General features: G+C 70.3%; 23 protein-coding genes and 1 pseudogene. 17 read left to right on the top strand and 7 right to left on the bottom strand.

Annotation, left to right across the window (positions count from 1 at the left end):
* Window positions 1-671: 671 nt before the first annotated feature.
* Window positions 672-1,916, bottom strand: a complete 1,245-nt coding sequence (locus ACQPZW_RS46160) for an MDR family MFS transporter (RefSeq protein WP_433792311.1) — start codon at window positions 1,914-1,916, stop codon at window positions 672-674.
* A 136-nt stretch (window positions 1,917-2,052) separates the two neighbouring features.
* Here ACQPZW_RS46160 and ACQPZW_RS46155 point away from each other — a divergent pair, with 136 nt between their 5' ends.
* A complete protein-coding gene (locus ACQPZW_RS46155) occupies window positions 2,053-2,802 on the top strand; it encodes a phosphoglyceromutase (protein WP_433792310.1) in 750 nt (249 codons plus the stop codon).
* Between the two features lie 71 nt (window positions 2,803-2,873).
* Here the strand turns inward: ACQPZW_RS46155 and phoU are convergent, their stop codons facing one another.
* A complete protein-coding gene (phoU, locus tag ACQPZW_RS46150) occupies window positions 2,874-3,530 on the bottom strand; it encodes a phosphate signaling complex protein PhoU (RefSeq protein ID WP_433792309.1) in 657 nt (218 codons plus the stop codon).
* Between the two features lie 196 nt (window positions 3,531-3,726).
* Between phoU and ACQPZW_RS46145 the strand changes: the two are divergent.
* Both ACQPZW_RS46145 and ACQPZW_RS46140 read left to right on the top strand, forming a co-directional pair.
* A pseudogene (locus ACQPZW_RS46145) lies at window positions 3,727-5,005 on the top strand (sensor histidine kinase).
* A gap of 29 nt (window positions 5,006-5,034) precedes the next feature.
* Window positions 5,035-5,718: a response regulator gene (locus ACQPZW_RS46140; RefSeq protein WP_433792308.1), complete on the top strand. Its 684-nt coding sequence runs from the start codon at window positions 5,035-5,037 to the stop codon at window positions 5,716-5,718.
* Window positions 5,719-5,750: 32 nt separating this feature from the next.
* On the opposite strand, the gene ACQPZW_RS46135 is transcribed toward ACQPZW_RS46140, so the two are convergent.
* A complete protein-coding gene (locus tag ACQPZW_RS46135; RefSeq protein ID WP_433792307.1) occupies window positions 5,751-6,578 on the bottom strand; it encodes a hypothetical protein in 828 nt (275 codons plus the stop codon).
* Between the two features lie 85 nt (window positions 6,579-6,663).
* Here ACQPZW_RS46135 and ACQPZW_RS46130 point away from each other — a divergent pair, with 85 nt between their 5' ends.
* Window positions 6,664-7,473, top strand: a complete 810-nt coding sequence (locus ACQPZW_RS46130; protein ID WP_433792306.1) for a sugar phosphate isomerase/epimerase family protein — start codon at window positions 6,664-6,666, stop codon at window positions 7,471-7,473.
* On the opposite strand, the gene ACQPZW_RS46125 is transcribed toward ACQPZW_RS46130, so the two are convergent.
* On the bottom strand, window positions 7,460-7,999 hold the full coding sequence (locus ACQPZW_RS46125; protein WP_433792305.1) for a CGNR zinc finger domain-containing protein: 540 nt from the start codon (window positions 7,997-7,999) through the stop codon (window positions 7,460-7,462). The genes ACQPZW_RS46130 and ACQPZW_RS46125 overlap by 14 nt on opposite strands.
* A gap of 85 nt (window positions 8,000-8,084) precedes the next feature.
* Between ACQPZW_RS46125 and ACQPZW_RS46120 the strand changes: the two genes are divergently transcribed.
* The 5 genes from ACQPZW_RS46120 (at window position 8,085) to ACQPZW_RS46100 (ending at window position 11,821) form a co-directional block, all read left to right on the top strand.
* Entirely contained in the window at window positions 8,085-9,005 is a 921-nt protein-coding gene (locus ACQPZW_RS46120; protein ID WP_433792304.1) for a proline dehydrogenase family protein, read from the top strand.
* Between the two features lie 182 nt (window positions 9,006-9,187).
* Complete coding sequence (locus ACQPZW_RS46115; RefSeq protein WP_014447695.1) at window positions 9,188-9,400, top strand: helix-turn-helix domain-containing protein; 213 nt, start codon at window positions 9,188-9,190, stop codon at window positions 9,398-9,400.
* 165 nt (window positions 9,401-9,565) lie between these two features.
* Window positions 9,566-9,667 (top strand): 30S ribosomal protein bS22, encoded by a 102-nt coding sequence (locus ACQPZW_RS46110; RefSeq protein WP_007465623.1) that lies wholly within the window; start codon window positions 9,566-9,568, stop codon window positions 9,665-9,667.
* Window positions 9,668-9,743: 76 nt separating this feature from the next.
* Window positions 9,744-10,832: an NAD-dependent epimerase/dehydratase family protein gene (locus ACQPZW_RS46105; RefSeq protein ID WP_433792303.1), complete on the top strand. Its 1,089-nt coding sequence runs from the start codon at window positions 9,744-9,746 to the stop codon at window positions 10,830-10,832.
* Window positions 10,829-11,821 carry a lysophospholipid acyltransferase family protein gene (locus ACQPZW_RS46100; protein ID WP_433792302.1) on the top strand — a complete coding sequence of 331 codons (993 nt, stop codon included), beginning with the start codon at window positions 10,829-10,831 and terminating at the stop codon, window positions 11,819-11,821. The genes ACQPZW_RS46105 and ACQPZW_RS46100 overlap by 4 nt, the downstream gene beginning before the upstream one ends.
* Window positions 11,822-11,947: 126 nt before the next feature.
* On the opposite strand, the gene ACQPZW_RS46095 is transcribed toward ACQPZW_RS46100, so the two are convergent.
* Both ACQPZW_RS46095 and ACQPZW_RS46090 read right to left on the bottom strand, forming a co-directional pair.
* On the bottom strand, window positions 11,948-13,102 hold the full coding sequence (locus ACQPZW_RS46095) for a DUF5667 domain-containing protein (RefSeq protein ID WP_433792301.1): 1,155 nt from the start codon (window positions 13,100-13,102) through the stop codon (window positions 11,948-11,950).
* A gap of 175 nt (window positions 13,103-13,277) precedes the next feature.
* The gene (locus ACQPZW_RS46090; protein ID WP_433792300.1) at window positions 13,278-14,201 is read right to left on the bottom strand and encodes an ECF subfamily RNA polymerase sigma factor, BldN family; all 924 of its coding nucleotides are present in this window, start codon (window positions 14,199-14,201) and stop codon (window positions 13,278-13,280) included.
* A 394-nt stretch (window positions 14,202-14,595) separates the two neighbouring features.
* On the opposite strand from ACQPZW_RS46090, the gene ACQPZW_RS46085 reads away from it, so the two are divergent.
* The 8 genes from ACQPZW_RS46085 (at window position 14,596) to hemB (ending at window position 22,787) form a co-directional block, all read left to right on the top strand.
* Window positions 14,596-16,047 carry a class I adenylate-forming enzyme family protein gene (locus tag ACQPZW_RS46085; RefSeq protein ID WP_433792299.1) on the top strand — a complete coding sequence of 484 codons (1,452 nt, stop codon included), beginning with the start codon at window positions 14,596-14,598 and terminating at the stop codon, window positions 16,045-16,047.
* On the top strand, window positions 16,044-16,289 hold the full coding sequence (locus tag ACQPZW_RS46080) for a glutaredoxin family protein (RefSeq protein WP_433792298.1): 246 nt from the start codon (window positions 16,044-16,046) through the stop codon (window positions 16,287-16,289). Before ACQPZW_RS46085 ends, ACQPZW_RS46080 begins: the two co-directional genes overlap by 4 nt.
* A 9-nt stretch (window positions 16,290-16,298) precedes the next feature.
* A complete protein-coding gene (locus tag ACQPZW_RS46075; protein WP_433792297.1) occupies window positions 16,299-16,940 on the top strand; it encodes an HAD family hydrolase in 642 nt (213 codons plus the stop codon).
* A gap of 232 nt (window positions 16,941-17,172) precedes the next feature.
* Complete coding sequence (locus tag ACQPZW_RS46070; RefSeq protein ID WP_433792296.1) at window positions 17,173-17,919, top strand: redox-sensing transcriptional repressor Rex; 747 nt, start codon at window positions 17,173-17,175, stop codon at window positions 17,917-17,919.
* Window positions 17,916-19,211: a glutamyl-tRNA reductase gene (locus ACQPZW_RS46065; protein WP_433792295.1), complete on the top strand. Its 1,296-nt coding sequence runs from the start codon at window positions 17,916-17,918 to the stop codon at window positions 19,209-19,211. The genes ACQPZW_RS46070 and ACQPZW_RS46065 overlap by 4 nt, the downstream gene beginning before the upstream one ends.
* The gene (gene hemC, locus ACQPZW_RS46060) at window positions 19,208-20,131 is read left to right on the top strand and encodes a hydroxymethylbilane synthase (protein ID WP_433792294.1); all 924 of its coding nucleotides are present in this window, start codon (window positions 19,208-19,210) and stop codon (window positions 20,129-20,131) included. Before ACQPZW_RS46065 ends, hemC begins: the two co-directional genes overlap by 4 nt.
* On the top strand, window positions 20,128-21,714 hold the full coding sequence (locus tag ACQPZW_RS46055; RefSeq protein WP_433792293.1) for a uroporphyrinogen-III synthase: 1,587 nt from the start codon (window positions 20,128-20,130) through the stop codon (window positions 21,712-21,714). Before hemC ends, ACQPZW_RS46055 begins: the two co-directional genes overlap by 4 nt.
* A gap of 86 nt (window positions 21,715-21,800) precedes the next feature.
* Window positions 21,801-22,787, top strand: a complete 987-nt coding sequence (gene hemB / locus ACQPZW_RS46050) for a porphobilinogen synthase (protein ID WP_433792292.1) — start codon at window positions 21,801-21,803, stop codon at window positions 22,785-22,787.
* Window positions 22,788-22,938: 151 nt separating this feature from the next.
* Here the strand turns inward: hemB and ACQPZW_RS46045 are convergent, their stop codons facing one another.
* On the bottom strand, window positions 22,939-23,955 hold the full coding sequence (locus ACQPZW_RS46045; protein ID WP_433792291.1) for a GNAT family N-acetyltransferase: 1,017 nt from the start codon (window positions 23,953-23,955) through the stop codon (window positions 22,939-22,941).
* Window positions 23,956-24,035 lie beyond the last annotated feature (80 nt).

The raw sequence follows: 24,035 nt of genomic DNA, 5'->3' as shown, positions 1-24,035 counted from the left end.
AGCCGGCGGGCTTCCAAGATCGAAACCTGCCAGGCTTCCAAGATCGCGAGAAGGCGGGGACGTCGCCTATCCGTACCGGATGGTCCATTGTGGTCCGCCGGTTTCTCGCTGATCGATGTGTGAGGTGTGCCGTCCCTGGGTACGGGCACCCTTCCGGCGATGTGCCGAGGATTCCCCGAGGCGGTGGACGACTGGTTCGATGGTCGTCTACGTCGTCGTGCCATTTGCCGTGACCGGGTTACCGAACGGCGGTTGTCGTGATTCCTTCCTCACTGCGAAACCCGGAAGAGTGATTGGCGGCTCGTCCGATCGGTTGGTTGTTGGTGAATGTGACGGTTGAGACAGATGTCGACACGAAATCGGGTTGTAAGGCTTGCACGGCCCAACTAGCGTGGTCGATGGACGCCGAGCCGTTAGTTCGGGGAACGGGTCGATCAGCAATGATCGCCGCGGTTCGGCGTTTGGGGACGGGTGGCATCAGCCGTTGGGGGACGGCGCGACCCGAGACCGGCGGTAAGTGCGGGCGGCGCCTATGGGGATGGGTGTCGTCCGCCGCCGCCGGCGCTTTTGTTTCCGGCTTGTTTCTGCTGTTCACTTATTGGACACGGCCGGATCATTCTCTATCGATGCGGCCCCGCCTAATGGCATGACGGGGCACGCGAATCCGCTTTTCAGGCACTCGCCGCCGCGTGTTCCGACTCCGTCGACTCTTCGGCCAGTCGCAGCCGCATCGCCCGCCGCGCACGTGCCGGCCCGGCCAGCAACTGCCCCAGCGCGACCACGGCGCACAGGACGAAGCAGCCGCCCCAGAGCACGGCGTCGCCGGCGCGCTGCAGGACCAGGCCGCCGAGGATCGGGGCCAGCGCCGTCCCGGCCGACCAGGAGAGCGAGTTCAGACCCTGGTAACGACCACGCAGGCCGGGCGGGGAGAGCGCCGCCACGGTGGCCGCGTTGCTGGGGGACTGCAGCATCTCGCCGAGAGTCCAGATGATCACCGTCAACGCGTACACGATCGGGGTCTCGGCCAGGGCGACCAGCCCGAAACCGGAACCGACCAGCAGCGCCGCCACCGCCAGGACCTTCGCGCTGTCGCGTCCCTCGATGAGTTTCGGGACGAAGAGCTGACCGGAGACGATCAGCACCCCGTTCACCGCGATGACCGTGCCGTAGGTGGCGGCCGTGTGCCCGTCGGCCAGCATGCTGATCGGCAGTGTCGACAGGTGCTGCAGGATGACCAGCACCGAGACGAAGCTGAGCAGCAGGTAGGCGGCGAAGTTGCCGTCCCGCAACGCGGTGCCGAGGCCGCCCGGTGACGCCTTGCGCCCCGGGTGGCGGGCCGGCCTGGTCTCGGCCAGGAAGATCGCCGTGATGATCGCGGTGATCAGGGTGGTGGCCGCGTCGGCGCTGAAGAGCAGCAGGTAGTCGACCTTCGCCGCGAAGCCCGCGAGGATCGCCGCGACCGCGAAGCCGAGGTTGACCGCCCAGTAGTTCAGGGAGAACGCCCGCACCCGGTCCGGCTCCGGGACCACGTCGATCATCATGGCCGAGAAGGCCGGCCGGACCGCCTCGGCGAAGAGGCCGAGCAGGAAGGTCGCGACGGCGATCTCCGGGTATGTCCGGGCCAGCCCCAGGGCAAGCATCAGCCCGGCCGCACCGAACTGCGCCACGAGCATGGTCGGACGGCGGCCCCAACGGTCGGCCAGCACGCCGCCGGACACCGTGCCGATCGCGCCGCCCACGCCGTAGAGGCCCAGGATCAGGCCGGCCTGACTCTGCGAGAACCCGCGCTCGCTGGTCAGGTAGATGCTCAGGAAGAGCACGGCGAACGAGCCGACCCGGTTGATCAGGGTGCCGGTCCAGAGGAACCAGAACTGCCGGGGCAGCCCACCGGCCGCCTGCCGTAACCAACCTCGCACGATCATCTCCCCGTAAGTAGTCGGCGGGGTTTATTCCCTTACATCTGGGACCTTCGCGCAAGCGGGTTTCGGTGTGGTGGCGGACACGTGCCGGGTGGCCCGTACGCACCGCAGGGCCTCGGGGGAAGATGTGGTCATGACTGGAACCCTGGTGCTGCTGCGGCACGGCAACAGCGAGTGGAACGCCAAGAACCTCTTCACCGGCTGGGTCGACGTGGACCTGGACGCCAAGGGTGAGAACGAGGCCCGGCGCGGCGGCGAGCTTCTCAAGGAGCAGGGGGTGCTGCCCGACGTGGTGCACACCAGCCTTCTTCGGCGCGCGATCCGGACCAGTGAGATCGCACTGCACATCACCGACCGTCACTGGATCCCGGTGAAGCGTCACTGGCGGCTCAACGAGCGCCACTACGGCGCCCTGCAGGGCAAGGACAAGAAGCAGACCCTGGAGACGTACGGGGAGGAGCAGTTCATGCTCTGGCGCCGGTCGTACGACGTGCCGCCGCCCCCGATCGAGGACGGCTCCGAGTTCTCCCAGGCCGGCGACCCGCGCTACGCCGGGCTGGCCCCGGAGGTCCTGCCGAAGGCCGAGTGCCTGAAGGACGTGCTCGAGCGGGCCCTGCCGTACTGGTACGACGCGATCGTCCCGGACCTGCGCGCCGGTAAGACGGTGCTGGTCGCGGCGCACGGCAACTCGCTGCGCGCCATCGTCAAGCACCTCGACGGCGTCTCCGACGAGGCGATCGCCGGGCTGAACATCCCGACCGGCATCCCGCTGCGCTACGACCTCGACGAGAACCTCCGCCCGATCACCGCGGGCGGCACCTATCTCGACCCGGTCGCCGCCAAGGAGGCCGCCGCCGCGGTCGCCGCTCAGGGCCGCAAGTAGCAGACAGGGGCCGGGACACCCCCGTGGTGTCCCGGCCCCTGGATCTCCCGGCTCGCGCGCCGGAGATCGGATCAGTCCTCGATCTGCGCCACCGTCTCACCGGTGATCAGGTAGATCAGATGCTCGCCGATGTTCACCGCGTGGTCGGCGTAGCGCTCGTAGAAGCGGCCCAGCAGGGCGCCGTCGATGGCGGTCTCCGCACCGTACGGCCAGTCGTCGGCCAGCATGATCTTGAAGAGCTCGCGCTCGAGGTCGTCGATCGCGTCGTCGTCCGACTCCAGCTGTGCCGCCAGCTCGGCGTCGGGCTTGCCGAGCAGCGAGGTGATCTTCTCCGCCATGTGGTCGGCGACCTCGGCCATGCCCTTGAAGGTGGGCCGCAGCTCGGCCGGGACGGCCGGGGACGGGTGCCGGCGGGCCGCGGTCTTCGCCACGTGCTCGGCCAGGTCGCCCATCCGCTCCAGGTCGGCGCCGATGTGCAGCGCGGTGATGACGCGGCGCAGGTCCGACGCGACCGGCGCCTGCCGGGCGATGGTGTCGGCGACCTTGAGCTCGACCTGCTCGTAGATCGCGTCGACCTCGGAGTCACGCTCGATCACGGACTGTGCGGCTTTCAGGTCGGCGGTCAGCAGCGCCGACGTCGCCTTGCGGAGTGCGGCGCGGACCGACTCCGCCATGGTCACGAGCAGGCGGCTCACCTCGACCAGATCGGCCTGGTACTCCTCGCGCATTTCTCAGATCCCTCTTTCGACGGCGACGGCCGATGGCGACGGCCGGGGGTGCGCTGACCAGGCTATGGGCGTGGAGCGGCCTCAACATGAACGCCGGTGAACGAGGGCGGGCGCAGTGGTGAACATTATTCGACGCGCGCCCGATTTGCCGTAATGGCCCTGTGGTTCAGGTAAACAATGACCCTACGATCGCAGCGTGGAGTGGGAATACGCCGTCGGCATGGTTGCTGCCGCGCTCGCCGTCGGTGTGGGAGCGGGACTCGCCCTTGCCCGAATCCGCCGGCCGGGCGGAGAGGCTCGGACCGGGGCACCGGAGGGGAGCGCCGCTATCGAACCGGACGACGATCGCCCGGGAGGCAAACACGGCCTCAAGGGGCTCGGACGCAAGAGCCTCGATTCGCTACGGGTGGGAGTCGTCGTCCTCGACGCCGACGATCATCCGGTGTTGGTGAACCCGGCTGCCCGGGCGATGGGACTGCTCCGCTCCGGCGGGGCTCCGGGCACCATCGCCGCTCACCCGATCCTGCGTACGCTGGCCGGCCAGGTCCGGCGGACCGGGGTGCGGCGGGAGGTCGAGCTCGATCTCCCGCGGGGCCGGGCCGGAGGTGGGCACGCCCCACTCGGCCTGCACCTGCGGGCCGTCGCGCTGAACTCGACACACGTCGCGGTCGAGGCCGCCGACGTGACCGAGTCGCACCGGCTGGCCCGGGTGCGCCGTGACTTCGTGGCGAACGTCAGCCACGAGCTCAAGACCCCGATCGGGGCGCTGCAGCTCCTGGCCGAGGCGCTGCTCGACGCCACCCAGCTCTCCGAGGCGGCGCTCGAGGCGCAGTCCGAGGACCTGCTGGCGGCCCGCCGGTTCGCCGAGCGCATCCATCACGAGTCGGCCCGGATGGGCCGTCTGGTGAACGAGCTGCTCGAGCTCACCCGGCTGCAGGGGCGGAGCCGCTGCCGAACCCGGAGCCGGTCTCCCTCGACTGGGTGTTCGCCGAAGTGATCGACCGGACCAGGACGACCGCGTCGGCGAAGAGCATCGAGGTCACCTACGAGGGCCCGAAGGGCGTCATGGCGTACGGCAACGACAGCCAGTTCGCCACGGCGGTCACCAACCTGGTGGAGAACGCGATCGCGTACTCCGGCGAGAACACCGTCGTCTCGCTCACCATGCGTAACAGCGGCGACTGGATCGAGATCGACGTCGCGGATCAGGGCATCGGCATCGCTCCGCAGGACGTGGAGCGGGTCTTCGAGCGGTTCTACCGCGCCGACCAGGCTCGTTCCCGGTCCACCGGCGGCACCGGCCTCGGCCTGGCGATCGTCAAGCACATCGCGACCAACCACGGGGGCCGCGTCGACGTGACCAGTTCACTCGGCGACGGCTCTACGTTCACCCTGCGCCTACCGGCGCGACCCCCGAGTCCCCCTCGTCGTCACCGACGGCGATTGAGATCGAGTCCGGTGTGGCCGGGCGCTGAGCCCGCCGCCGACGACGGAAGGAACTTCATTGGCCCGCGTGCTCGTGGTCGAGGACGAGGAGTCGTTCTCCGACGCCCTGTCATACATGCTGCGCAAAGAGGGTTTCGAGGTGTCGGTCGCTGCGACCGGGACTTCCGCTCTCACGCAGTTCGACCGGACCGGTGCCGACATCGTGCTGCTCGACCTCATGCTCCCCGAGATGTCCGGTACCGAGGTCTGTCGTCAGCTGCGACAGCGCTCCGCAGTCCCGATCATCATGGTCACCGCCCGGGACAGCGAGATCGACAAGGTCGTCGGCCTGGAGATCGGAGCGGACGACTACGTCACGAAGCCGTACTCGCCCCGTGAGCTGGTCGCCCGGATCCGTGCCGTGCTCCGCCGCCAGGGTGCCGACGCGCCCGAGGTGACGGCGCCGACGCTGGCCGCCGGTCCGGTCCGGATGGACGTCGAGCGTCACGTCGTGACCGTCGACGGCTCGGGCGTGCAGTTGCCGCTGAAGGAGTTCGAGCTGCTCGAGCTGCTGCTGCGCAACGCCGGCCGGGTGCTCACCCGGGGCCAGCTGATCGACCGGGTCTGGGGCGCCGACTACGTCGGTGACACCAAGACGCTGGACGTGCACGTCAAACGGCTGCGCTCCAAGGTGGAGCCGGAGCCGTCCGCGCCGCGCTACATCGTCACCGTGCGCGGTCTGGGTTACAAGTTCGAGCCCTGATTCACCCTTGTCGCATACCAAGTAGCGTGCGACTATGGGGGTGTCGGGTGACCCGCCCGTGCTCGGGTCACCCGACGCCCGGCGTCGGCCGCCCTGGTCGCCGGATGGACGGCGATCAGGCCGGCCTTGATACGGGCAGAGCAGAGCTCGGCGAGCCGGCCGTATGCCGCCTCGCCGATCAGCTCGGTCAGCTCCGGCGCGTAGGTGACGTACATCGGCTCGGCGCCCACGTGGGCCTCCGGCGACGAGGTGCACCACCAGGCCAGATCGTGGCCGCCCGGCCCCCAGCCGCGGCGGTCGAACTCGCTCAAAGTGGACTGCAGGATTTTCGTGCCGTCCGGTCGGGTGATCCAGTCCTGCTCCCGGCGGATCGGCAGTTGCCAGCAGACGTCCGGCTTGTACTTGAGCGGGTGCACGCCGTCGCGCAGGGCCTGTCCGTGCAGCGCGCACCCGCCGCCGCCCGGGAAGCCGGCCTCGTTCAGGAAGACGCACGGGCCGTCGGCGGAGCGCGTGGCCGTACGCCGAGCGGGTTTGCTGCCGTCGACGGTGTCCACCTCGGTGTAGTTCTTGAACCCGCGCCGGTAGTGCTGCCAGGTCTGCGGGGTGAGCCTCGCCGCCGCCGCCTTCACCCGGGTCTCGTCGTCGGCGTCGGTGAAGAACGCGCCGTGTGAGCAGCAGCCGTCCTCGGCGCGGCCCGGCAGGATGCCCCGGCACGCGGAGCCGAAGACGCAGGTCCAGCGGGAGAGCAGCCAGGTCAGGTCGGCCCGGACCAGGTGCTGTTCGTCGGCGGGATCGAGGAACTCGATCCATTCGCGAGGGAAGTCGAGCGGTACTTCCCGGGATGGTGTCGCGCGGCTCATCCGGGTCAGCGTACGCCCACTCGTGGATCATGACCGTTTAGAGCTGATATATCCGGCCCTGCCTCGCGCGGCTACGCTTGAGGGCGTGACTTCCCGCGTACCCGTGCTTCTCTCCAGCTCCTCGGTCTTCCCGGAGCCGACGGCGGCGGCGTTCGAGATGGCGGCCACGATCGGCTACGACGGCCTCGAGGTCATGGTCTGGACCGACGCCGTCAGCCAGGACGCCGGTGCCCTCCAGGGGCTGGCCGACCACTACGACGTGCCGGTCCTGTCGGTGCACGCCCCCTGCCTGCTGGTCACCCAGCGGGTGTGGAGCTCCGACCCGTGGGAGCGGCTGACCCGGGCCGCCCAGCTCGCCGAGAGCCTGGGCGCGCCGACCGTGGTGGTGCACCCGCCGTTCCGCTGGCAGGGCGACTACGCCCGCAACTTCGCCGAGGGCCTGGCCAGGATCCGCGGCCGGCACCCCGACCTGACCTTCGCGGTGGAGAACATGTTCCCGGTCAAGATGGCCGGTCGCTGGGTGGTGCCCTACAACCCCGGCTGGGACCCGACCGAGACCGGCTTCGACGCGTACACGCTGGATCTGTCGCACTGTGCGGCCTCACGCATCGACGCGCTGGAGATGGCCGACCGGATGGGCGCCGGCCTGCGGCACGTGCATCTGGGCGACGGCACCGGCGAGGGCCGCGACGAGCACCTGGTGCCCGGCCGCGGCAATCAGCCGTGTGCCGAGCTGCTGCGGTCGCTGGCCGGGCGCGGTTTCACCGGCTCGGTGGCGCTGGAGATCAACACCCGCAAGGCGGCGAGTCGCCCCGCCCGCGAGGCCGATCTCCGCGAGGCCCTCGAGTTCGCCCGGAAGCACCTGGAGACCAGCCCGGCCGTCACGCAGGGGTGAGGTCCGCCGCGGCGCGCTTACGGGCCCGGTGCGCGGCGACGTGCGACCGGGTGGCGCAGCGCTCCGAGCAGAACCGGCGGCAGTTGTTGGACGACGTGTCCAGGTAGACGTTGCCGCACCGCTCGTCGGCGCAGATGCCGAAGCGGGCGCTCCCGTACTCGCAGAGCCAGACCGAGAGGCCCCAGACGGCTCCGGCCAGATACTCGGCGCTGACCGACGAGCCGCGGCTGGTCACGTGCATGTGCCAGTCGCTCGCGTCGTGCCCGGAGATGCGTGGCTGCACGGGGTAGGCCTCGAGCAGCCCGTTCAGCTCGCGCACCGCCTCGTTGTCCTGCCCGGAGGTGCCGAACTCGAAGACCTCCCGCAGTCGCCGCTGCGCGCGGCGGAACGGGGCCAGGTCCTTCTCGGTGACCTGGTCGCGCATGTATTCCTGCTCGCTGCTGAACAGGGCCCGCAATCCGGCGAGATCATCCAGACCTGCGTTGACGAGGTCTATCGCCGTACGGGCGTACGCATCGAAGTTCACCCGACAACGGTAGCCGCACCTGACCTCATGGGGCACGTATGTGTTGCCCGGGGTCCGTGCCAGGTCCGGACGTTACGCTCGGCGCATGCTCCGTACCCTGTTTCTCGCCGCTGCCGGATCCACCCGGCTCGGGCGGCTCGTCGAGTCCGCACCCGTCAGCCGGGGGATCGTGCAGCGGTTCGTCGCCGGGCCGGGCGCCGACGAGGTTCTGCTGGTCAGCCGCGAGCTCGTCGACGACGGCCTGTGCGTCAGCCTGGACCATCTCAGCGAGGACACCCGGACGATAGAGCAGGCGGTCGCCGCCCGCGACGAGTACGTCTCGGTCCTCGGCCGGCTCAAGGGCGCCGGGCTGACGCCGGCCGCCGAGGTCAGCGTCAAGCTCTCGGCCCTGGGTCAGCGGATCGACGAGAAACTGGCGTACGAGCACGCGCGCGCGATCTGTTCCGCGGCGGCCGAGGCGGGCACCGTCGTGACGCTGGCCGCCGAGGACCACAACTCCACCGACGCGACCCTGGAGACCCTGGCCGAGCTGCGACGTGAATTCCCGTCCACCGGGGCGGCCCTGCAGGCGTACCTGCGGCGGACCGAGGGCGACTGTCGTGAGCTGGCCACGGCCGGGTCGCGGGTGCGGCTGTGCAAGGGCGCGTACGCGGAGCCGGAGTCGGTGGCCTTCCAGTCCGCGCTGGACGTCGACAAGTCGTTCGTGCGCTGCCTGAACATCCTGATGGCGGGGGAGGGCTACCCGATGGTGGCGACCCACGACGCCCGGCTGATCGCGATCGCCGAGGACCGGGCCCGCTGGTTCGACCGCTCCACCACGGAGTACGAGTTCCAGATGCAGTACGGGGTGCGCCCGGAGGAGCAGTCCCGGCTGGCCGGCAGCGGTCATACGGTCCGGATCCATCTGCCGTACGGCGGCGAGTGGTACGGCCACCTGATGCGCCGCCTGGCCGAGCGTCCCGGGAATGTCGGCTTTCTGGCACGAGCGGTAGCTTCTAGGAAATAACGGTCGATACCACCACGGATTCCGCGTGTCAGGCTTGACTTTTTCTGGGCATTTCACGGAACGTATCGCGTTGGTCACAGCCGTATCGATACCGTTCTGATGACACGCACGTCATCCCCGCGGTCTCCGGATCCTCCGGCCGCTCCGGCCGCGGAGGATTGCGAAAGGATCGGTGCGACGCGATGACGGGTCCAGCCCAGACCGAGGAACGCCTCTCGGAGGTACGGTTCCTGACAGTGGCCGAGGTGGCCGCGCTCATGCGGGTTTCCAAGATGACCGTCTACCGGCTCGTGCATGGTGGTGATCTCACCGCCGTCCGGGTCGGCCGTTCGTTCCGGGTGCCCGAGCACGCGGTACACGAGTATCTGCGTGGCGCCTTCTCACAGAGCGCCTGACGACCGGGGCCGTGTTGGCCCGGCTGGGGCATGCCGGTACGCTGGACCGGTTGGTTCCCGGGTCACGCGCGCCGCTGCAGTTTGGCGCCGCTGGTCCGGGTGCCGTCCAGTCCGGTCCCGGCCGTGTGCCGGGCCACCCACATGGTTTCTCGAGAGGCTTTTCGTATGGGCTCCGTGGTCAAGAAGCGCCGCAAGCGTATGGCGAAGAAGAAGCACCGCAAGCTGCTGCGCAAGACCCGCGTCCAGCGTCGCCGTCTCGGCAAGTGACCGTCGGCCGGGCTCACAGTCCGGCCGTTGACGGCACTTGCCATCTGATCGAGGCCGCGCATCGAAGGGTGCCCCCGTGGTGACCTCACCGCCCAGCGTTGTCGTGGTCACCGGAGTCAGCCGTTATTACGGCGCTCGGGTGGCTGCCCGCCTCGCCGCTGATCCTCGTATCGACCGTGTCGTCGGTCTGGATCCGCAAGACCCGCCCGCACGCCTTCTGGGCCTGCTGGACGGGGTGGAGCGGATCCGGGCCGACGCGCGGGCGGCCTCCCAGGCCATCGCCGATCTCGGCGCCGAGGCCGTCGTGCACCTGGCGATCACCAGCGTGCCCGACAGCAGGCACGGGGGCCGGGCGGCGATGAAGGAACACAACGTCATCGGCACCATGCAGGTGCTGGCCGCCGCCCAGGGTGCTCCGCGGCTGCGCAAGCTCGTGGTGCGCTCGTCCACGGCCGCCTACGGCGCCTCGTTCCGTGACCCGGCGGTCTTCACCGAGGACACCGAGCCGCGGGCGGTGCCGCGCGGGGCGTACGCCCGCGACATCCTCGACATCGAGGGGTATGTCCGCGGCTTCCGTCGCCGCCGGCCCGAGGTGGCGGCGACCGTCCTGCGCTTCGCCCCGATGATCAGCTCGTCCGCCGAGACGTCGCTGACCCGCTACTTCGCCCAGCCGGTGGTGCCCACCGTGCTCGGCCGGGACGCGCGGCTCCAGTTCGTGCACGTCGAGGACGCGCTCGAGATCCTGCACCGCTCGGTGACCGAGGACCATCCGGGGACCTTCAACGTCGCCGGCTCCGGCGTCGTGATGCTCTCCCAGGCCGTCCGCCGGGCCGGGCGCCTCTCCCTACCGCTGCCCGAGCCGGCCCTCTCCACCGGCGCCGCCCTGCTCCGCAACCTCGGCGTCGAGCAGATCGGCATGGACCAGGTCGACCTCTTCGTGCACGGCCGGGTGGTGGACACGACCCGCCTGGTCCGTGAGTTCGGCTTCACCCCGCGCACCACGGCCGCCGCGTTCGAGGAGTTCATCCAGGCGCACGCCGCGGGCTCCACGCTGACCGCCGACCGGCTGGCCGCCGCGGAGACCGCGATCCTGGACGGCATCCGCCGGGTCCGTGCGGCCGCGGCCGCGGCCGAGCCCGCCCCGGCCGGACGGGAGACGCCGTGAGTCAGGACGAGTATCGCGACATGCTGCCCGGCCACACCGAGTTCCGGCTGCCCGAGCCGCCGCCGGTGCAGAGGGTCAACGGCCGGCGTCCGATCCCGGAGAAGGGCGAGCCGATGCCGGAGAAGCCGGCGCCCGCGACCGACGCGCTGGACGTCTGGGACCGCCGGGTCGCCGACGGCCTGGCGTTCCTGCGCCGCCGGCTCGCCGGGGCGTACGAGGTGGACGAGTTCGGTTTCGACCCCGAGCTGGCCGAGGCGGTCTTCCACCCGCTGATGAAGATCCTCTACCGGGACTGGTTCCGGACCGAGGTGCTCGGCATCGAGAACGTGCCGGCCGAGGGCAGCGCTCTGGTGGTGGGCAACCACTCCGGCACGATCGCGCTGGACGCCCTGATGCTCACCGTCGGCCTGCGCGACAAGCACCCGCAGCAGCGCCACCTACGGCTGCTCGGTGCCGACCTGGTCTTCCGGATGCCAGTGATGAGCGAGCTGGCCCGCGCGGCCGGCGCCACCGTGGCCTGCAACCCGGATGCCGAGCGCCTGATGACCTCGGGACACCTGGTCGGCGTCTTCCCCGAGGGCTTCAAGGGCATCGGGAAGAAGTTCTCCGAGCGCTACAAGCTCCAGCGCTTCGGCCGGGGTGGGTTCGTCTCGGCGGCCCTGCGTACCGGCACGCCGATCGTCCCGGTCGCAATCGTGGGGGCCGAGGAGATCTATCCGATCCTGGCCGATCTGAAGCCGCTGGCCCGGCTGCTCGGGATCCCGTATTTCCCGATCACGCCGACCTTCCCCTGGCTGGGGCCGCTGGGCATGGTGCCGCTGCCGAGCAAGTGGCTGATTCAGTTCTGCCCGCCGATCCCGACCGCGCACCTCACCGAGTTCGCCGACGATCCGCTGGTCGTCTACAACCTGGCCGACCAGGTGCGCGAGACGATCCAGGCCTCCCTGCACGAGCTCCTGGAGAAGCGGCCCGACCCGTTCGGCCCGTGACCTGCGAGAGTGCCAATCTTCTGGAGCGGCCCACCGGACCGTCCTATAGTGACGGTTGAGGGGCGGCCCCGGAGTGATGAGCTCCGGCACCGCCCCTCGCCATGCTTTCCGGTCGAGAACCGCTGGTCAGAAGATGTCGCCGAGCAGACCGCCCAGCCCACCGTCCTCTTCGTAGTACGGCTCGAACTGCGGATCGATCGGCTCCTCGTCGACCATCGGCGTGACCCCGCCGGTGACGGTCGGCGTCACGGCCGGAGCGGCCGACCGCTGCGGCGTCACGACCTGACCGGTGGCTGCCGGGTCGGCGGAGGCGCTCGACTTGGCCGGCTTCGGCGTGGTGGCCTGGCCGTTCTGCCGGTTCCCGGCCTTGTTGCCGGAGCCGTTCTGCGGTGACGTCCCGCGCGGCTCGGCGTCGCTGTCGTCCTCGGCCGTGCAGTCGCGGAGCTTCGGGCCGAGCGCGTCGGAGCCGGCCGGGGTGACCTTGTCACAGCCGAGTCCGGACCGCAGGTCCGCGGCCCGTTTGACGACGTCCTCCAGCAGGCCGAGCGACACGGTCGCCCGGTTGCGGTTGGGAGCCGAGAGCCGCTCCAGCGCCGGCGTGAACGTGGTGCGCTGGTCGTCGACGAAGTCGTCCAGGGTGGCCAGTGGCTTGGTGTCCTGCTGGGACACCGCCGACGTGGTCAGCAGCCGGACGCCCTTGCGGGTGTCGGCGTCCATGTCGTCCAGCACCAGTGCGAGGCCGGGCTCGTCGCCGTTCATCGCCATCGCCTCGGAGAGACGGGTACGCGCGAAGTCCAGCGACAGCTGGCCACGGGTCACATCAGAGCCGGCGATCGCCAGTTGGGCCCGCTCGGTCTGGCGCTTGACGCTGTAAAGCATCTCGCCCGGTGACGCGCTCTCGCTTGCGGCGGAGATCCCGGAGACGGCCATCGCGCCGGCGGCCACGCCGATCACGATCGCTCCCCGGGCGCGTATCCGGCGCCCGAACAGCGGCCGCCGGACGACCGGCTCGGCGACGGGCTCGGGATCGGCCTCGGCGGCGGCCCGCCCGATGCCGTCCCGCTCGGCTGTGGCGACCAGCATGGCGCGCAGGCCGACGCGGAACTCGGAGTCGACCGGTGCGCCGGGCCGGGCCGTGGAGAGCCGGTTGCTGATGGCGACCAGCCGGTTCATCTCCTCGTCGGCCTGCCCACGACTGTGGGGCCGACGGGCGCCACCGGCGTCGTCGAGAAGTTCCGCGAAGCGCTCGGCACTCCGGGAGTTCGGGAACGCGAACTTCACCGTGGGCACCTCCCCTCGCTCGTGACTGTCTCGCCGGCCTGAAGGCCGACGTCGGCGACCGGACCGCTGAAGACGGTCCCGGGTCGCATCCGGACAAACGCGCGACACGCGGCCCCGGTTACGGGTGCCGGGCGGCGCCGTCGGGTATCAGAGATCGACAAATCGGTACTTTCGATCAAGATTGGAACCCATCGGGCAGGAGCCGGTTGAGTGCGCGCACGGCTCGGTACTGCAGGGCCTTGATGGCGCCCTCGTTCTTGCCCATGGTCTGTGCGGTCTCGGCGACCGAGAAGCCCTGCAGGAACCGGAGCACGATGCACTCCTGCTGCTCCGGGTTGAGCTGCTTGACCGCGGTGAGTAGCGCGACGTTCGTGATGTGGTCGACGACGGCCGACTCCGGGCTGCCCTCCGGGCCGCGGTCCTCGCGGTCGGCGTCGAGCACGTCCCCGGTGGTCACCTCAAGGCGGTAGCGGCCGGACTTGAAGTGGTCGGCGACCAGGTTCCGGGCGATGGTGACGAGCCAGGCGCCGAGGTCACGGCCCTGCCAGGTGAAGCTTCCGATGCGCTTGAGAGCCCGCAGGAACGTGTCCGAGGTGAGATCCTCGGCCAGCTGGCGGTTGCCGACGCGGAAGTAGACGAAACGGAAGACGGTGTCCACGTACCGGTCGTAGATCAGGCCGAACGCCTCGGCCTCGCCGGCCTGGGCCCGCTCGACCAGCGCCCACACCTCGGCGGCCGGGTCGCCGCGGTCCGGCCGGGCCTTCGGCGGGGCGGACTCGGTGGGTGGGCCGGTGGTGCTCTGTGTCGGCAGGACCACGGTGTGCTCGCCGGGCGGGGCGGTGTCGCCCTCGCCGAGGTTGGAGCGCTGTCCCGCGGTGGGCTGCGCCGGCGGGCGTGGTGCACCGGGGCGGCCGCCACCGAACTTCCCGTTCGCGGTGTTCGGCGAGGCGACCGCGGGTGGGGCGTTGGGCGTGCGGCGGCTGCCGGTCTGTTTGGGGCTCTCACCCCGGATGGCGTTGACGATCATTCCCCCAGCCGTGTCGCGCAAAGCGTTCAGAACGTCGCGGTGGTACGGACCCTCCGCGTACACATGAGTCACTGCGCCTCCTCAGCCCGGCGGGCCTCCGGCGACAGCGAATCCGTCCCGCCAGACGTGAATTCACCGTGTTTCCGTGCTTTGTGGGGCACAGCGGCCTCCTCGGGATGAGGGTCGGTCACTTCTAACAAAAGTGGTCAATCACAACAAAATGGGTGAGTTACCGGCGTATAGACCGGTCAACCTCACCCGTTGGTGTGTATTCCGTTACACAGTGCGGAAGTATTGCCGACATCGGACACGCCGAGTCGCACATTGTGTGCGCTCCGCGCAAAGCCGCGAATCACGCCAACGCCGCAAGACACGTCAAGGTCACCTTGACGGAAGAAGCCGCTTTCAGGACGGACGGGCTGTCCGCCGTCCCGGTGACGGCCTGTTTGTGCCAGACTCGGGCCTCGTGGAGGAAACCGCTCGCGACGCGGTCGCCGAGGCTGCCGGCCGGCGCCCAGGCCACCCCGCGCTGATCGCCGGGGACACCGTCGTGACATGGGCCGAACTGGACACCCGGGTCTCCTCGGCGGCCCGCTGGATCGCGTCGCGCACCGCGCCCGGTGATCGGGTGGCGCTGGTCCTCGGCAACACCGTCGATTTCGCGGTCGCCTATTTCGGCGTGCTGCGGTCCGGCCGGGTCGCGGTCCCGCTGAACCCCGGCTACACCGCCGACGAGCGCGACCACGCGATCACCGACTCGGGCGCCTCGCTGGTGGTGGACGGACCGCCCGGCTCCGCGGAGGACGGCGCCGCTCCGGCCGTACCACGAAGCTCTGATCTTGCGGTTCTGCTCTACACCTCGGGCACCAGCGGGCGCCCCAAGGGCGCCATGCTCACCCACGCCGCGCTCGCCGCCAACCATGACCAGCTGGACCGGATCGAGCCGCCCGTCGTGGGGCCGGACGACGTGGTGCTGCTGGCCGTGCCGTTCTTCCACGCCTACGGGCTGAACACCGGGCTCGGCAGCGTCGCGCACCACGCAGCGACCGGCGTGCTGACCGAGCGTTTCGACCCGGCGGCGTCGCTCGACCTGATCGCCCGGCACGGGGTGACCGTCACGGTCGGCGTGCCCGGGATGTACCAGGCCTGGACCGCGGTCCCGTCGGCCGGCGAGGCGCTGAGCGGCGTGCGGACCGCGGTGTGCGGCGCGGCGCCGCTGGCCCCCGGCGTCGCGGCGCGCTTCCGGACTCTGACCGGCCGGGCGATCCTGATCGGGTACGGCCTGACCGAGACCGCCCCGGTCCTGACCACGACGGCGGTCAGCGACCGGGACAAGAGCGGCTCGATCGGCCGGCCGCTGCCCGGCGTCGAGCTGCTGTTGCGCACCCCCGGCGGAGCCGAGCTGTGGCGGGACGGCACCGCCTCGGTCGACGAGGACGTTGTCGACGAGGAGCTGACGGTCGCCGAGTCGGCCGGCACCGACCCGGGCGAGATCGTGGTGCGCGGGCCCAACCTGTTCGCCGGGTACTGGCCGGACGGGCGGGACGGTCCCGACCCGGACGGCTGGTGGCCGACCGGGGACATCGCCTACGCCGACGGCGACGGTGACCTGGTGCTGGTCGACCGGATCGGCGAGCTCATCCTGGTCAACGGCTTCAACGTCTACCCGGCCGAGATCGAGCGGGTGCTGGCGGCGCATCCACGGGTCACCGGCGTGGCCGTGGTCGGGGTGGCGGACCCGACGACCGGGCAGCGGCCGTACGCGTACGTCACGGTGACCGGCGACCCGCCACCCACCCCGACCGAGTTGCAGGTGCACTGCGCGGCCCGGCTGGCCCGGTTCAAGCTGCCCGGTGTCGAGCTGGTGGCCGAGCTGCCGCGAACGGTGATCGGCAAGGTACGGAAGAGGGACCTGTGAGACTGACCCTGATCAGCCGCGAGGGCTGCCACCTGTGCGCGGTCGCCGAGGAGACGCTGGACCGGATCGCGCCCGGCCAGTGGATCAAGGTCGACGTGGACTCCGACATCGAGCTGGAGCGCGACTACGGCGACCGGGTGCCGGTGCTGCTGCTGGACGGCAAGGAGCACGGGTACTGGCGGATCGAGGAGGACCGGCTCCTGCGGGATCTGGCTCGACAGCCGGGTGAGCCCCGACTGTAAATTCTTCGGGTGACTGCTAAGCACCTGGTCTGGGACTGGAACGGCACCCTTCTCGACGATCTTCACCTGGTCGTGTCGTCGACCAATGTCGCCTTCGCCACCGCGGGCGGGCGGGACGTCGGCGCCGACGAGCACCGGCGGGCCTTCCGGCGGCCGGTCGCCGACTTCTACGCCGAGATGCTCGGCCGCGCGATCGACGAGGAGGAGTTCGGCCGGCTGGACCGGATCTTCCACGACGCGTACCGGCTCGGGCTGACCGACGTCGTGCTGGCCGCCGACGCGCAGGCCGCGATCAAGAGCTGGCCGGGCAGCCAGTCCCTGCTGTCCATGTGGTTCCACCACGAGCTGGTTCCGGCGGTCGAGGGCTACGGCCTGGCCGGGATCTTCGCCCGGATCGACGGTTTGCGGGCCGAGCTCGGCGGCGGTTTCAAGGCCGCACATCTTGCCGCTCACCTGGCCGAGCTCGGTGTCGACGGCCGCAACGTGGTGATGATCGGCGACTCGCTCGACGACGCCGACGCGGCCGAGTCGGTCGGCGGGCACGCCGTGCTCTACACCGGTGGATTCACCGATCCGGCCCGGTTGCGTGAATCCGGGCGTCCGGTCGCCGACACGCTGGTAGATGCGGTGAAGATGGCCATGTCACTCTGAGCTGAGTGGCCCTGGCGGGGTTCGGAAGGTAATACTCGACAGGTCGGTCCGACTAACACAGCCGGGCCGATCTTGTCCAATTGTCCCGACAAGATCGCGATTTGTGCACGCCTTCACAAGCGCCTACGCTGTGACTCCGACGAGCCCCGCTACCACAGCCACCCCAAGAGGGTTCAACCGGTATCGCACAGACGGGGCTCACCGCAGGTCCGCCTCGTCGGCACGGAGTCAGATGAGTCAGCAACGTCACGGAAGCACGCCCGGCGAAGCCGGTGGCGTCCCGGCCTTCCCGGATCTGCCGGAGGCGACCATCGCGCGACTGCCTGAGTACCTTCGTGCCCTTCACCACCTCGCCGAGACCGGCGCGGAGACGGTGTCGAGCGAGGGTCTCGCCGCGGCCGCCGGGGTCAACTCGGCGAAACTCCGCAAGGATCTGTCGCACCTCGGCTCCTACGGCACCCGTGGCGTCGGCTACGACGTGACCCTGCTCGTCGACCAGATCGAGTACATCCTGGGCCTCGACAAGAACCGCGCGGTCTGCCTGGTCGGCGTCGGCAACCTCGGGCACGCCCTGGCCGGCTACGCCGGGTTCGCGAGCCGCGGCTTCCGGGTGGTGGCGCTCTTCGACGCCGACCCGAAGAAGGTCGGCGAGCAGATCAACGGCCTCACCGTGCAGCACACCGACGACCTGGAGCGGATCGCCGCCGAGGAGTCGATCGCGATCGGAGTCATCGCCACCCCGCCCGGCACCGCCCAGGCGGTCGCCGACGCGCTGGTCGCCGCGGGAGTGACAAGCATCCTCAATTTCGCCCCGGGGGTTCTGTCGGTGCCGTCCAATGTTGACGTCCGTAAAGTGGATCTCGCCATCGAGCTGCAGATCCTTTCGTTCCACGAGCACCGCAAGGCGTCTCTGACCGCGCTGCCCGGTGGTCGATCCGCCCCACCCGCGAGCGGCGATCAGGAGGCGGTCGGGTCGTGAATCTGTTGAGCATCGGCGCCTCGTACCGTACGGCCGACGTCGCGGTCCTCGAGCGCCTGGTCATCCCCGAGTCGTCCGTCCCCGAGCTGCTCCAGCGCCTGGTCGCCCAGCCGTATGTGGGGGAGGCCGTCGTCGTCTCCACCTGCAACCGGGTCGAGGTGTATGCGGCGGTCAGCGGCTTCCACGGCGGCCTCGGCGACATCTGCAACGTGCTGTCCGAGCACTCCGGCATCCCCGCCACCGAGCTGGCCGGCCACCTCTACGTGCACTACGGCGAGGCGGCCGTCCGGCACTCGTTCCGGGTGTCGTCCGGGCTCGACTCGATGGTCGTCGGCGAGGCCCAGATCCTCGGCCAGCTCCGCGACGCCTACCACTCCGCCACCGAGGTCGACTCGGCCGGCCGGCTGCTGCACGAGCTGATGCAGCAGACGCTGCGCGTCGGCAAGCGGGCACACGCCGAGACCGGCATCGACAAGGCCGGGCAGAGCGTCGTCACGGCCGCGCTCGACGTGGCCGCTGAGCACCTCGGCGGTGACCTGACCGGCCGGTCCGCCCTGATCATCGGGGCGGGGGCGATGGGCTCGCTGTCCGTGGCCACGCTCACCCGTACCGGTGTGGGGCCGCTACAGATCACCAACCGCAGCTACGAGCGCGCCGACCGCCTGGCCGAGGCCTACGGCGCGTCCGCGGTCCCGTTCGACCAGCTCGACGCGGTTCTGCGGGAGGTCGACATCGTGGTGTGCGCCACCGCCTCCACCGAGCCGGTGCTGACCCGCGAGCGCCTGGAACGGGTCGGCCGCGACCTGATCGTCCTCGACCTGGCCGTCCCGCGTGACGTGGCGCCCGACGCCGTCGGCCTGCCGGGTCTGACCGTGATCGACATCGACAGCCTGGCCAACAGCCGCCGCACCAACCCGGCGGCGGCCGAGACCGCGGCCGTCGAGCAGATCGTCGCCGGCGAGGTCGACAACTTCCTCGGCTGGCTGCGCGGCGCGGAGGTCGCACCCACGGTGGCGGCGCTGCGGACCCGTGCCGAGGACGTCGTGTCCGCCGAGATGCGCAAACTGATGTCCCGACGGCCGGAATTCACCGAGGAGCAGCGGGCGGATGTTTCCCGTACCCTGCACCGGGTCGTGCAGCAGTTGCTGCACTCGCCTACCGTGCGGGTCCGCCAACTCGCCGCCGAGCCCGGCGGCGATCAGTACGCGGCCCTGCTCCGCGAACTGTTCGACCTGGACGTCCCGCTCGCCACCCAGGCCGACGCGGTACCTGAGATCGGGGGTAAAGCATGACGCTGCGTCTCGGCACGCGGGGTAGCGCGCTGGCGCTCACCCAGTCGCAGATGGTCGCCGACGCGCTGACCGCTGCCACCGGCCGTCCGGTCGAGCTGGTCCGGATCGTCACCCCCGGTGATCGCTCGTCGGCTCCGGTCGCCCAGCTCGGTGTGGGCGTGTTCGTCTCCGCACTGCGTGACGCGCTGCTGGCCGGGGAGATCGACTTCGCGGTCCATTCGTACAAGGACCTGCCCACCGCCGAGCCGCCGAGCCTGCACATCGCCGCCGTCCCGGTGCGTGAGGACCCTCGCGACGCCCTGATCGCCCGCGACGGTCTGACCCTCGCCGAGCTGCCGCCGGGTTCCACCATCGGCACCGGTGCGGTGCGCCGAATCGCGCAATTGCATGCTTTGGGCCTAGAGTTGCAGGTCACGCCGATCCGAGGGAATGTCGACTCGCGTATCGCCCGAGTACTCGGACCCGAGGCAGATCTCGACGCCGTCGTTCTCGCCCGGGCCGGAGTGGCACGACTCGGTCGATTCGCGGAGATCACCGAGACGCTCGACCCGATGCTCATGCTGCCCGCCCCGGCTCAGGGTGCGCTGGCCGTGGAGTGCCGGGCCGACGATACCGATCTGATCGAGTTGCTGTCCGTTCTCGATCACGCACCGACCCGCGCCGCCGTGGTGGCGGAGCGGTCGATGCTCGCCACGCTCGAGGCCGGGTGCTCCGCCCCGGTCGCGGCACACGCCGAGATCGCCGAGGGCGACGACGGTGACGAGATCTACCTGCGCGGTGCGGTGATCAGCTTGGATGGCGTCCGAGCCGTCCGACTGTCGCGCACCGGAACGCCCGCCGGCGCGGCGGAGATCGGCAAGGCACTTGCCATCGATCTCCTCGACGCCGGAGCCGATACCCTGATGGGGAGCACAGAATGACCACCCGCACCGCCCGTAAGCCAGCCGGACGCATCGCGTTCATCGGCGCCGGACCCGGCGACCCGGAGCTGCTGACCCGCCGCGCGTATGCGGCGCTGACCGATGCCGACCAGGTGGTCTACGACCGCGGCGTGCCTGATTCCCTGCTCAGCGCGATCCGTTCGGACGCCAAGCAGGACGCGCAGTTCAGCCCGGCCGAGGGCGCCCCCGGCGACGTCGCCAAGGTGCTGCTCTCCGCGGCCAAGTCCGGCCTGTCCGCCGTGCACCTGGTCGCCGGAGACCCGTTCGGCCACGACTCGGTGGTCAAGGAGGTGCAGGCGGTCGCGCGTACCGCCGTGCACTTCGAGGTGATCCCCGGCATCGGCCAGGCCGAGGGCGTCGCCGCCTACGCCGGTGTGCCGCTGCCCGGTGTCCGGGTCGCCGCCGATGTCGACGACGTCACCAACCTCGACTTCGACGCGCTCGCCACGGCCGCCCAGAAGGGCTCCTTCGCCGTCGCCGTGGACGCCGGCGACCTCGCCGCCGTCCGCGACGGGCTGCTCGCCGCCGGTGTCGAGCCGGGTGTCCCGGTCGGCGTGACCGGCGACGGCACCGGCGAGACGCAGTACACCACCACCTCGACCGTGGACAGCTTCGTCGCGGCGGCGCTCGGCTTCACCGGCCGGGTCGTCCTCACCGTCGGCTCCGACGTGGCCGAGCGCGACAGCCTCAGCTGGTGGGAGAACCGCCCGCTGTACGGCTGGAAGGTCCTCGTCCCGCGGACCAAGGAGCAGGCCGGCGCGATGTCCGCCCGGCTCCGTGCCTACGGCGCGATCCCGTGCGAGGTGCCGACCATCGCGGTCGAGCCGCCGCGCACCCCGGCGCAGATGGAGCGGGCCGTCAAGGGCCTGGTCGACGGCCGGTACGCGTGGGTCATCTTCACCTCGGTCAACGCGGTTCGCGCGGTCTGGGAGAAGTTCGGCGAGCACGGCCTCGACGCCCGTCACTTCGGTGGCGTGAAGATCGCGTGCATCGGTGAGGCGACCGCCGACGCGGTGCGCGCGTTCGGCATCCAGCCGGAGCTCATCCCGGCCGGGGAGCAGTCCTCCGACGGCCTGCTGGCCGAGTTCTCGCCGCACGACGAGATCCTCGACCCGGTCGGCCGGGTGCTGCTGCCGCGGGCCGACATCGCGACCGAGACCCTGGCGGCCGGGCTCATCGAGCGTGGCTGGGAGGTGGACGACGTCACGGCGTACCGGACGGTCCGCGCCGCCCCGCCGCCCGCCGAGATCCGCGACGCCATCAAGTCCGGCGGCTTCGACGCGGTGCTCTTCACCTCGTCCTCGACCGTCCGCAACCTGGTCGGCATCGCCGGCAAGCCGCACGCCCGCACGGTCGTCGCGGTGATCGGCCCGAAGACCGCCGAGACCGCCGTCGAGTTCGGCCTCCGGGTCGACACCCAGCCGCAGAACGCCTCGGTGCCCGACCTGGTCGAGGCGCTCGCCGAGTACGCTCTGGAGCTCCGCGAGAAGCTGGCCGCGATGCCGGCCAAGCAGCGCCGCGGCTCGAAGGTCCAGGGCCCGACGGCCCTCCGTTTCCGCTGATCCGAAGATGAAGCGCGCCGATTCCGGATCGGCGCGCTTCGCCATTTCCGAGGCCCTTCTTCCGGGGCCCTTCTAAGGAGCGCCCGATGTCCTTCCCCGACATCCGTCCGCGCCGCCTGCGGCGCACGCCCGCCATCCGGCGCCTGGTCCAGGAGACCCATCTCTCCCCGTCGGATCTGGTCCTGCCCCTCTTCCTGAAGGAGGGACTGACCGAGCCGAAACCGATCAGCTCGATGCCCGGAGTCCTTCAGCACACCCGTGATTCGCTGCGCAAGGCCGCCGCCGAGGCGGTCGCGGCGGGCGTCGGCGGCCTGATGCTGTTCGGCGTGCCGGCCGACGCCAACAAGGACGAGACCGGATCTTCCGGCATCGACCCGGACGGCATCCTCAACGTCGGCCTGCGCGACCTCAAGGCCGAGGTGGGCGACTCCTCGGTGATCATGGGCGACCTGTGCCTGGACGAGTTCACCTCGCACGGCCACTGCGGCGTGCTGGCCGCCGACGGCTCGGTCGACAACGACGCCACCCTGAAGCTCTACGCCGAGATGGCGGTCGCCCAGGCCGAGGCCGGCGCCCACATGGTCGGCCCGTCCGGCATGATGGACGGCCAGATCGGCGTGGTCCGCAAGGCCCTCGACGCGGCCGGTCACCAGGACGTCGCGGTCCTCGCCTACTCGGTCAAATACGCCGGCGCCTTCTACGGCCCGTTCCGGGAGGCCGTCGACTCGTCACTGAAGGGCGACCGCCGTCAGTACCAGATGGACCCGTCGAACGCCCGCGAGGCTCTGCGCGAGGTCGACCTGGACATCGCCGAGGGCACCGACATCGTGATGGTCAAGCCGGGACTGCCCTACCTGGACATCATCGCCGCACTCCGCGACCACGTCAGCGTGCCGGTCGCCGCCTACCAGGTCTCCGGCGAGTACGCGATGGTCGAGGCCGCCGCCGCGAACGGCTGGCTCGACCGCGAACGGGTCATCCTCGAGACGCTGACCTCACTCAAGCGTGCCGGCGCCCAGATCACCCTGACGTACTGGGCCACCGAGGCCGCAAACCTCATCAACCACCACTAGGGGTACGCCGTCGGCCGCCCCTCGCCGAACCACACCTCCCGTGGCATCCACGCGAGGCAGGCGAGGGTCCCGGCCGAAACGCGCCCGCCGGGCCGATGCGGTGGCCTCCGCGTGGTGACTCGCGGTGCGGATCGCCCCCGAGTCACCACACTCAACTCGGCTCGAAACGCTGGATCAGCTGGGTGACGTCGGCGATGTACTCGAACCAGTCACGGTCGGACTGGTAGCCCAGCTCGGCGTTCACCTTCAGCATCGACTCGTTGTGCTGCGCGTTCCACGTCTGCACCTGGCCCAGTGTCGGCTCGGCGGCCCGCAACTCGAACAGCATCCGCGCCTTGATCGCCCGGTCGATGCCGTAGCCACGATGCTCCCGGACCACGATCGTGTCGTACTGATCGGCGCGCTCCGGGTGCTGTGCCGGGACGACCACCTCGGTCAGGCCGGCCACGTGTCCGGTGGCCTCGTGGATCGCCAGCACGATGTAAGGTTTCAGCCCGCGCTTGTGCAGCGTCTCCAGCGAGTCACGCAGCCGCTGCGGATCCGACGAGCGCGGCGCCAGGTCCAGATCGTCGTCGTCGCGTTGCGCCTCGGCCTTGGCCTGGGCGTAAGCGGCGAGCAGATGATCCGGCGGGCCGCCCGGGTGGTACTCGACCCGGTACCCCGAACTGATCCCGTTGGCCATCCCGCCGAGCGCGAGCCAGTCCACCGTGTCCAGGTTGAGGACACTGCGGGTCTCCACATACTCCCGCTCGAACCCGAGCGACTCGTAGAACGGGATCGCCGACGTGCCGCCGATCGCCTCCACGCCGATCGAGGAGAAACCCTCCAGATAGGCACGGCGGACCGCCACCGCCAGCAACTGCCGGCCCAGCCCACGGCGACGCAACTCGGGACGGACGAGCACCTCGAGCACACCGATGTCGCCGAGCAACAGGATGTTCACATGCCCGAAGATCTTTCCCTCGCCCTCCGGGATGCGGTCGTCCTCGGCGATCCACGTGATCCGGCGCTCGCCGGGCATGGTCTCGGCCAGATATTCCCTGACCTGCACGTCCCGCCAGGGTGGATCATCCGGGAGATCGATCGCCAGGACCGCGTTCACCGCCTCCACGAGCGAGTTGACCTCGGCCGCGGACGCGGAGCGGGGATCCCATTCACGCACCCTCACTCGTACATCGTGCCGTTTGTGAGACCTCCAGGGAAGTGCTGACCACGCAAAAGTACCTCAGCGCTCACTCAGCGTCGCCA

Origin of the sequence: Actinoplanes sp. CA-252034 (assembly GCF_050956125.1) — a bacterium.
In the GTDB taxonomy this organism is placed as follows: Bacteria; Actinomycetota; Actinomycetes; order Mycobacteriales; family Micromonosporaceae; genus Actinoplanes.
Note: the sequence above shows the minus strand (reverse complement) of the source record. Positions and strands in the feature narration are given on the sequence as shown.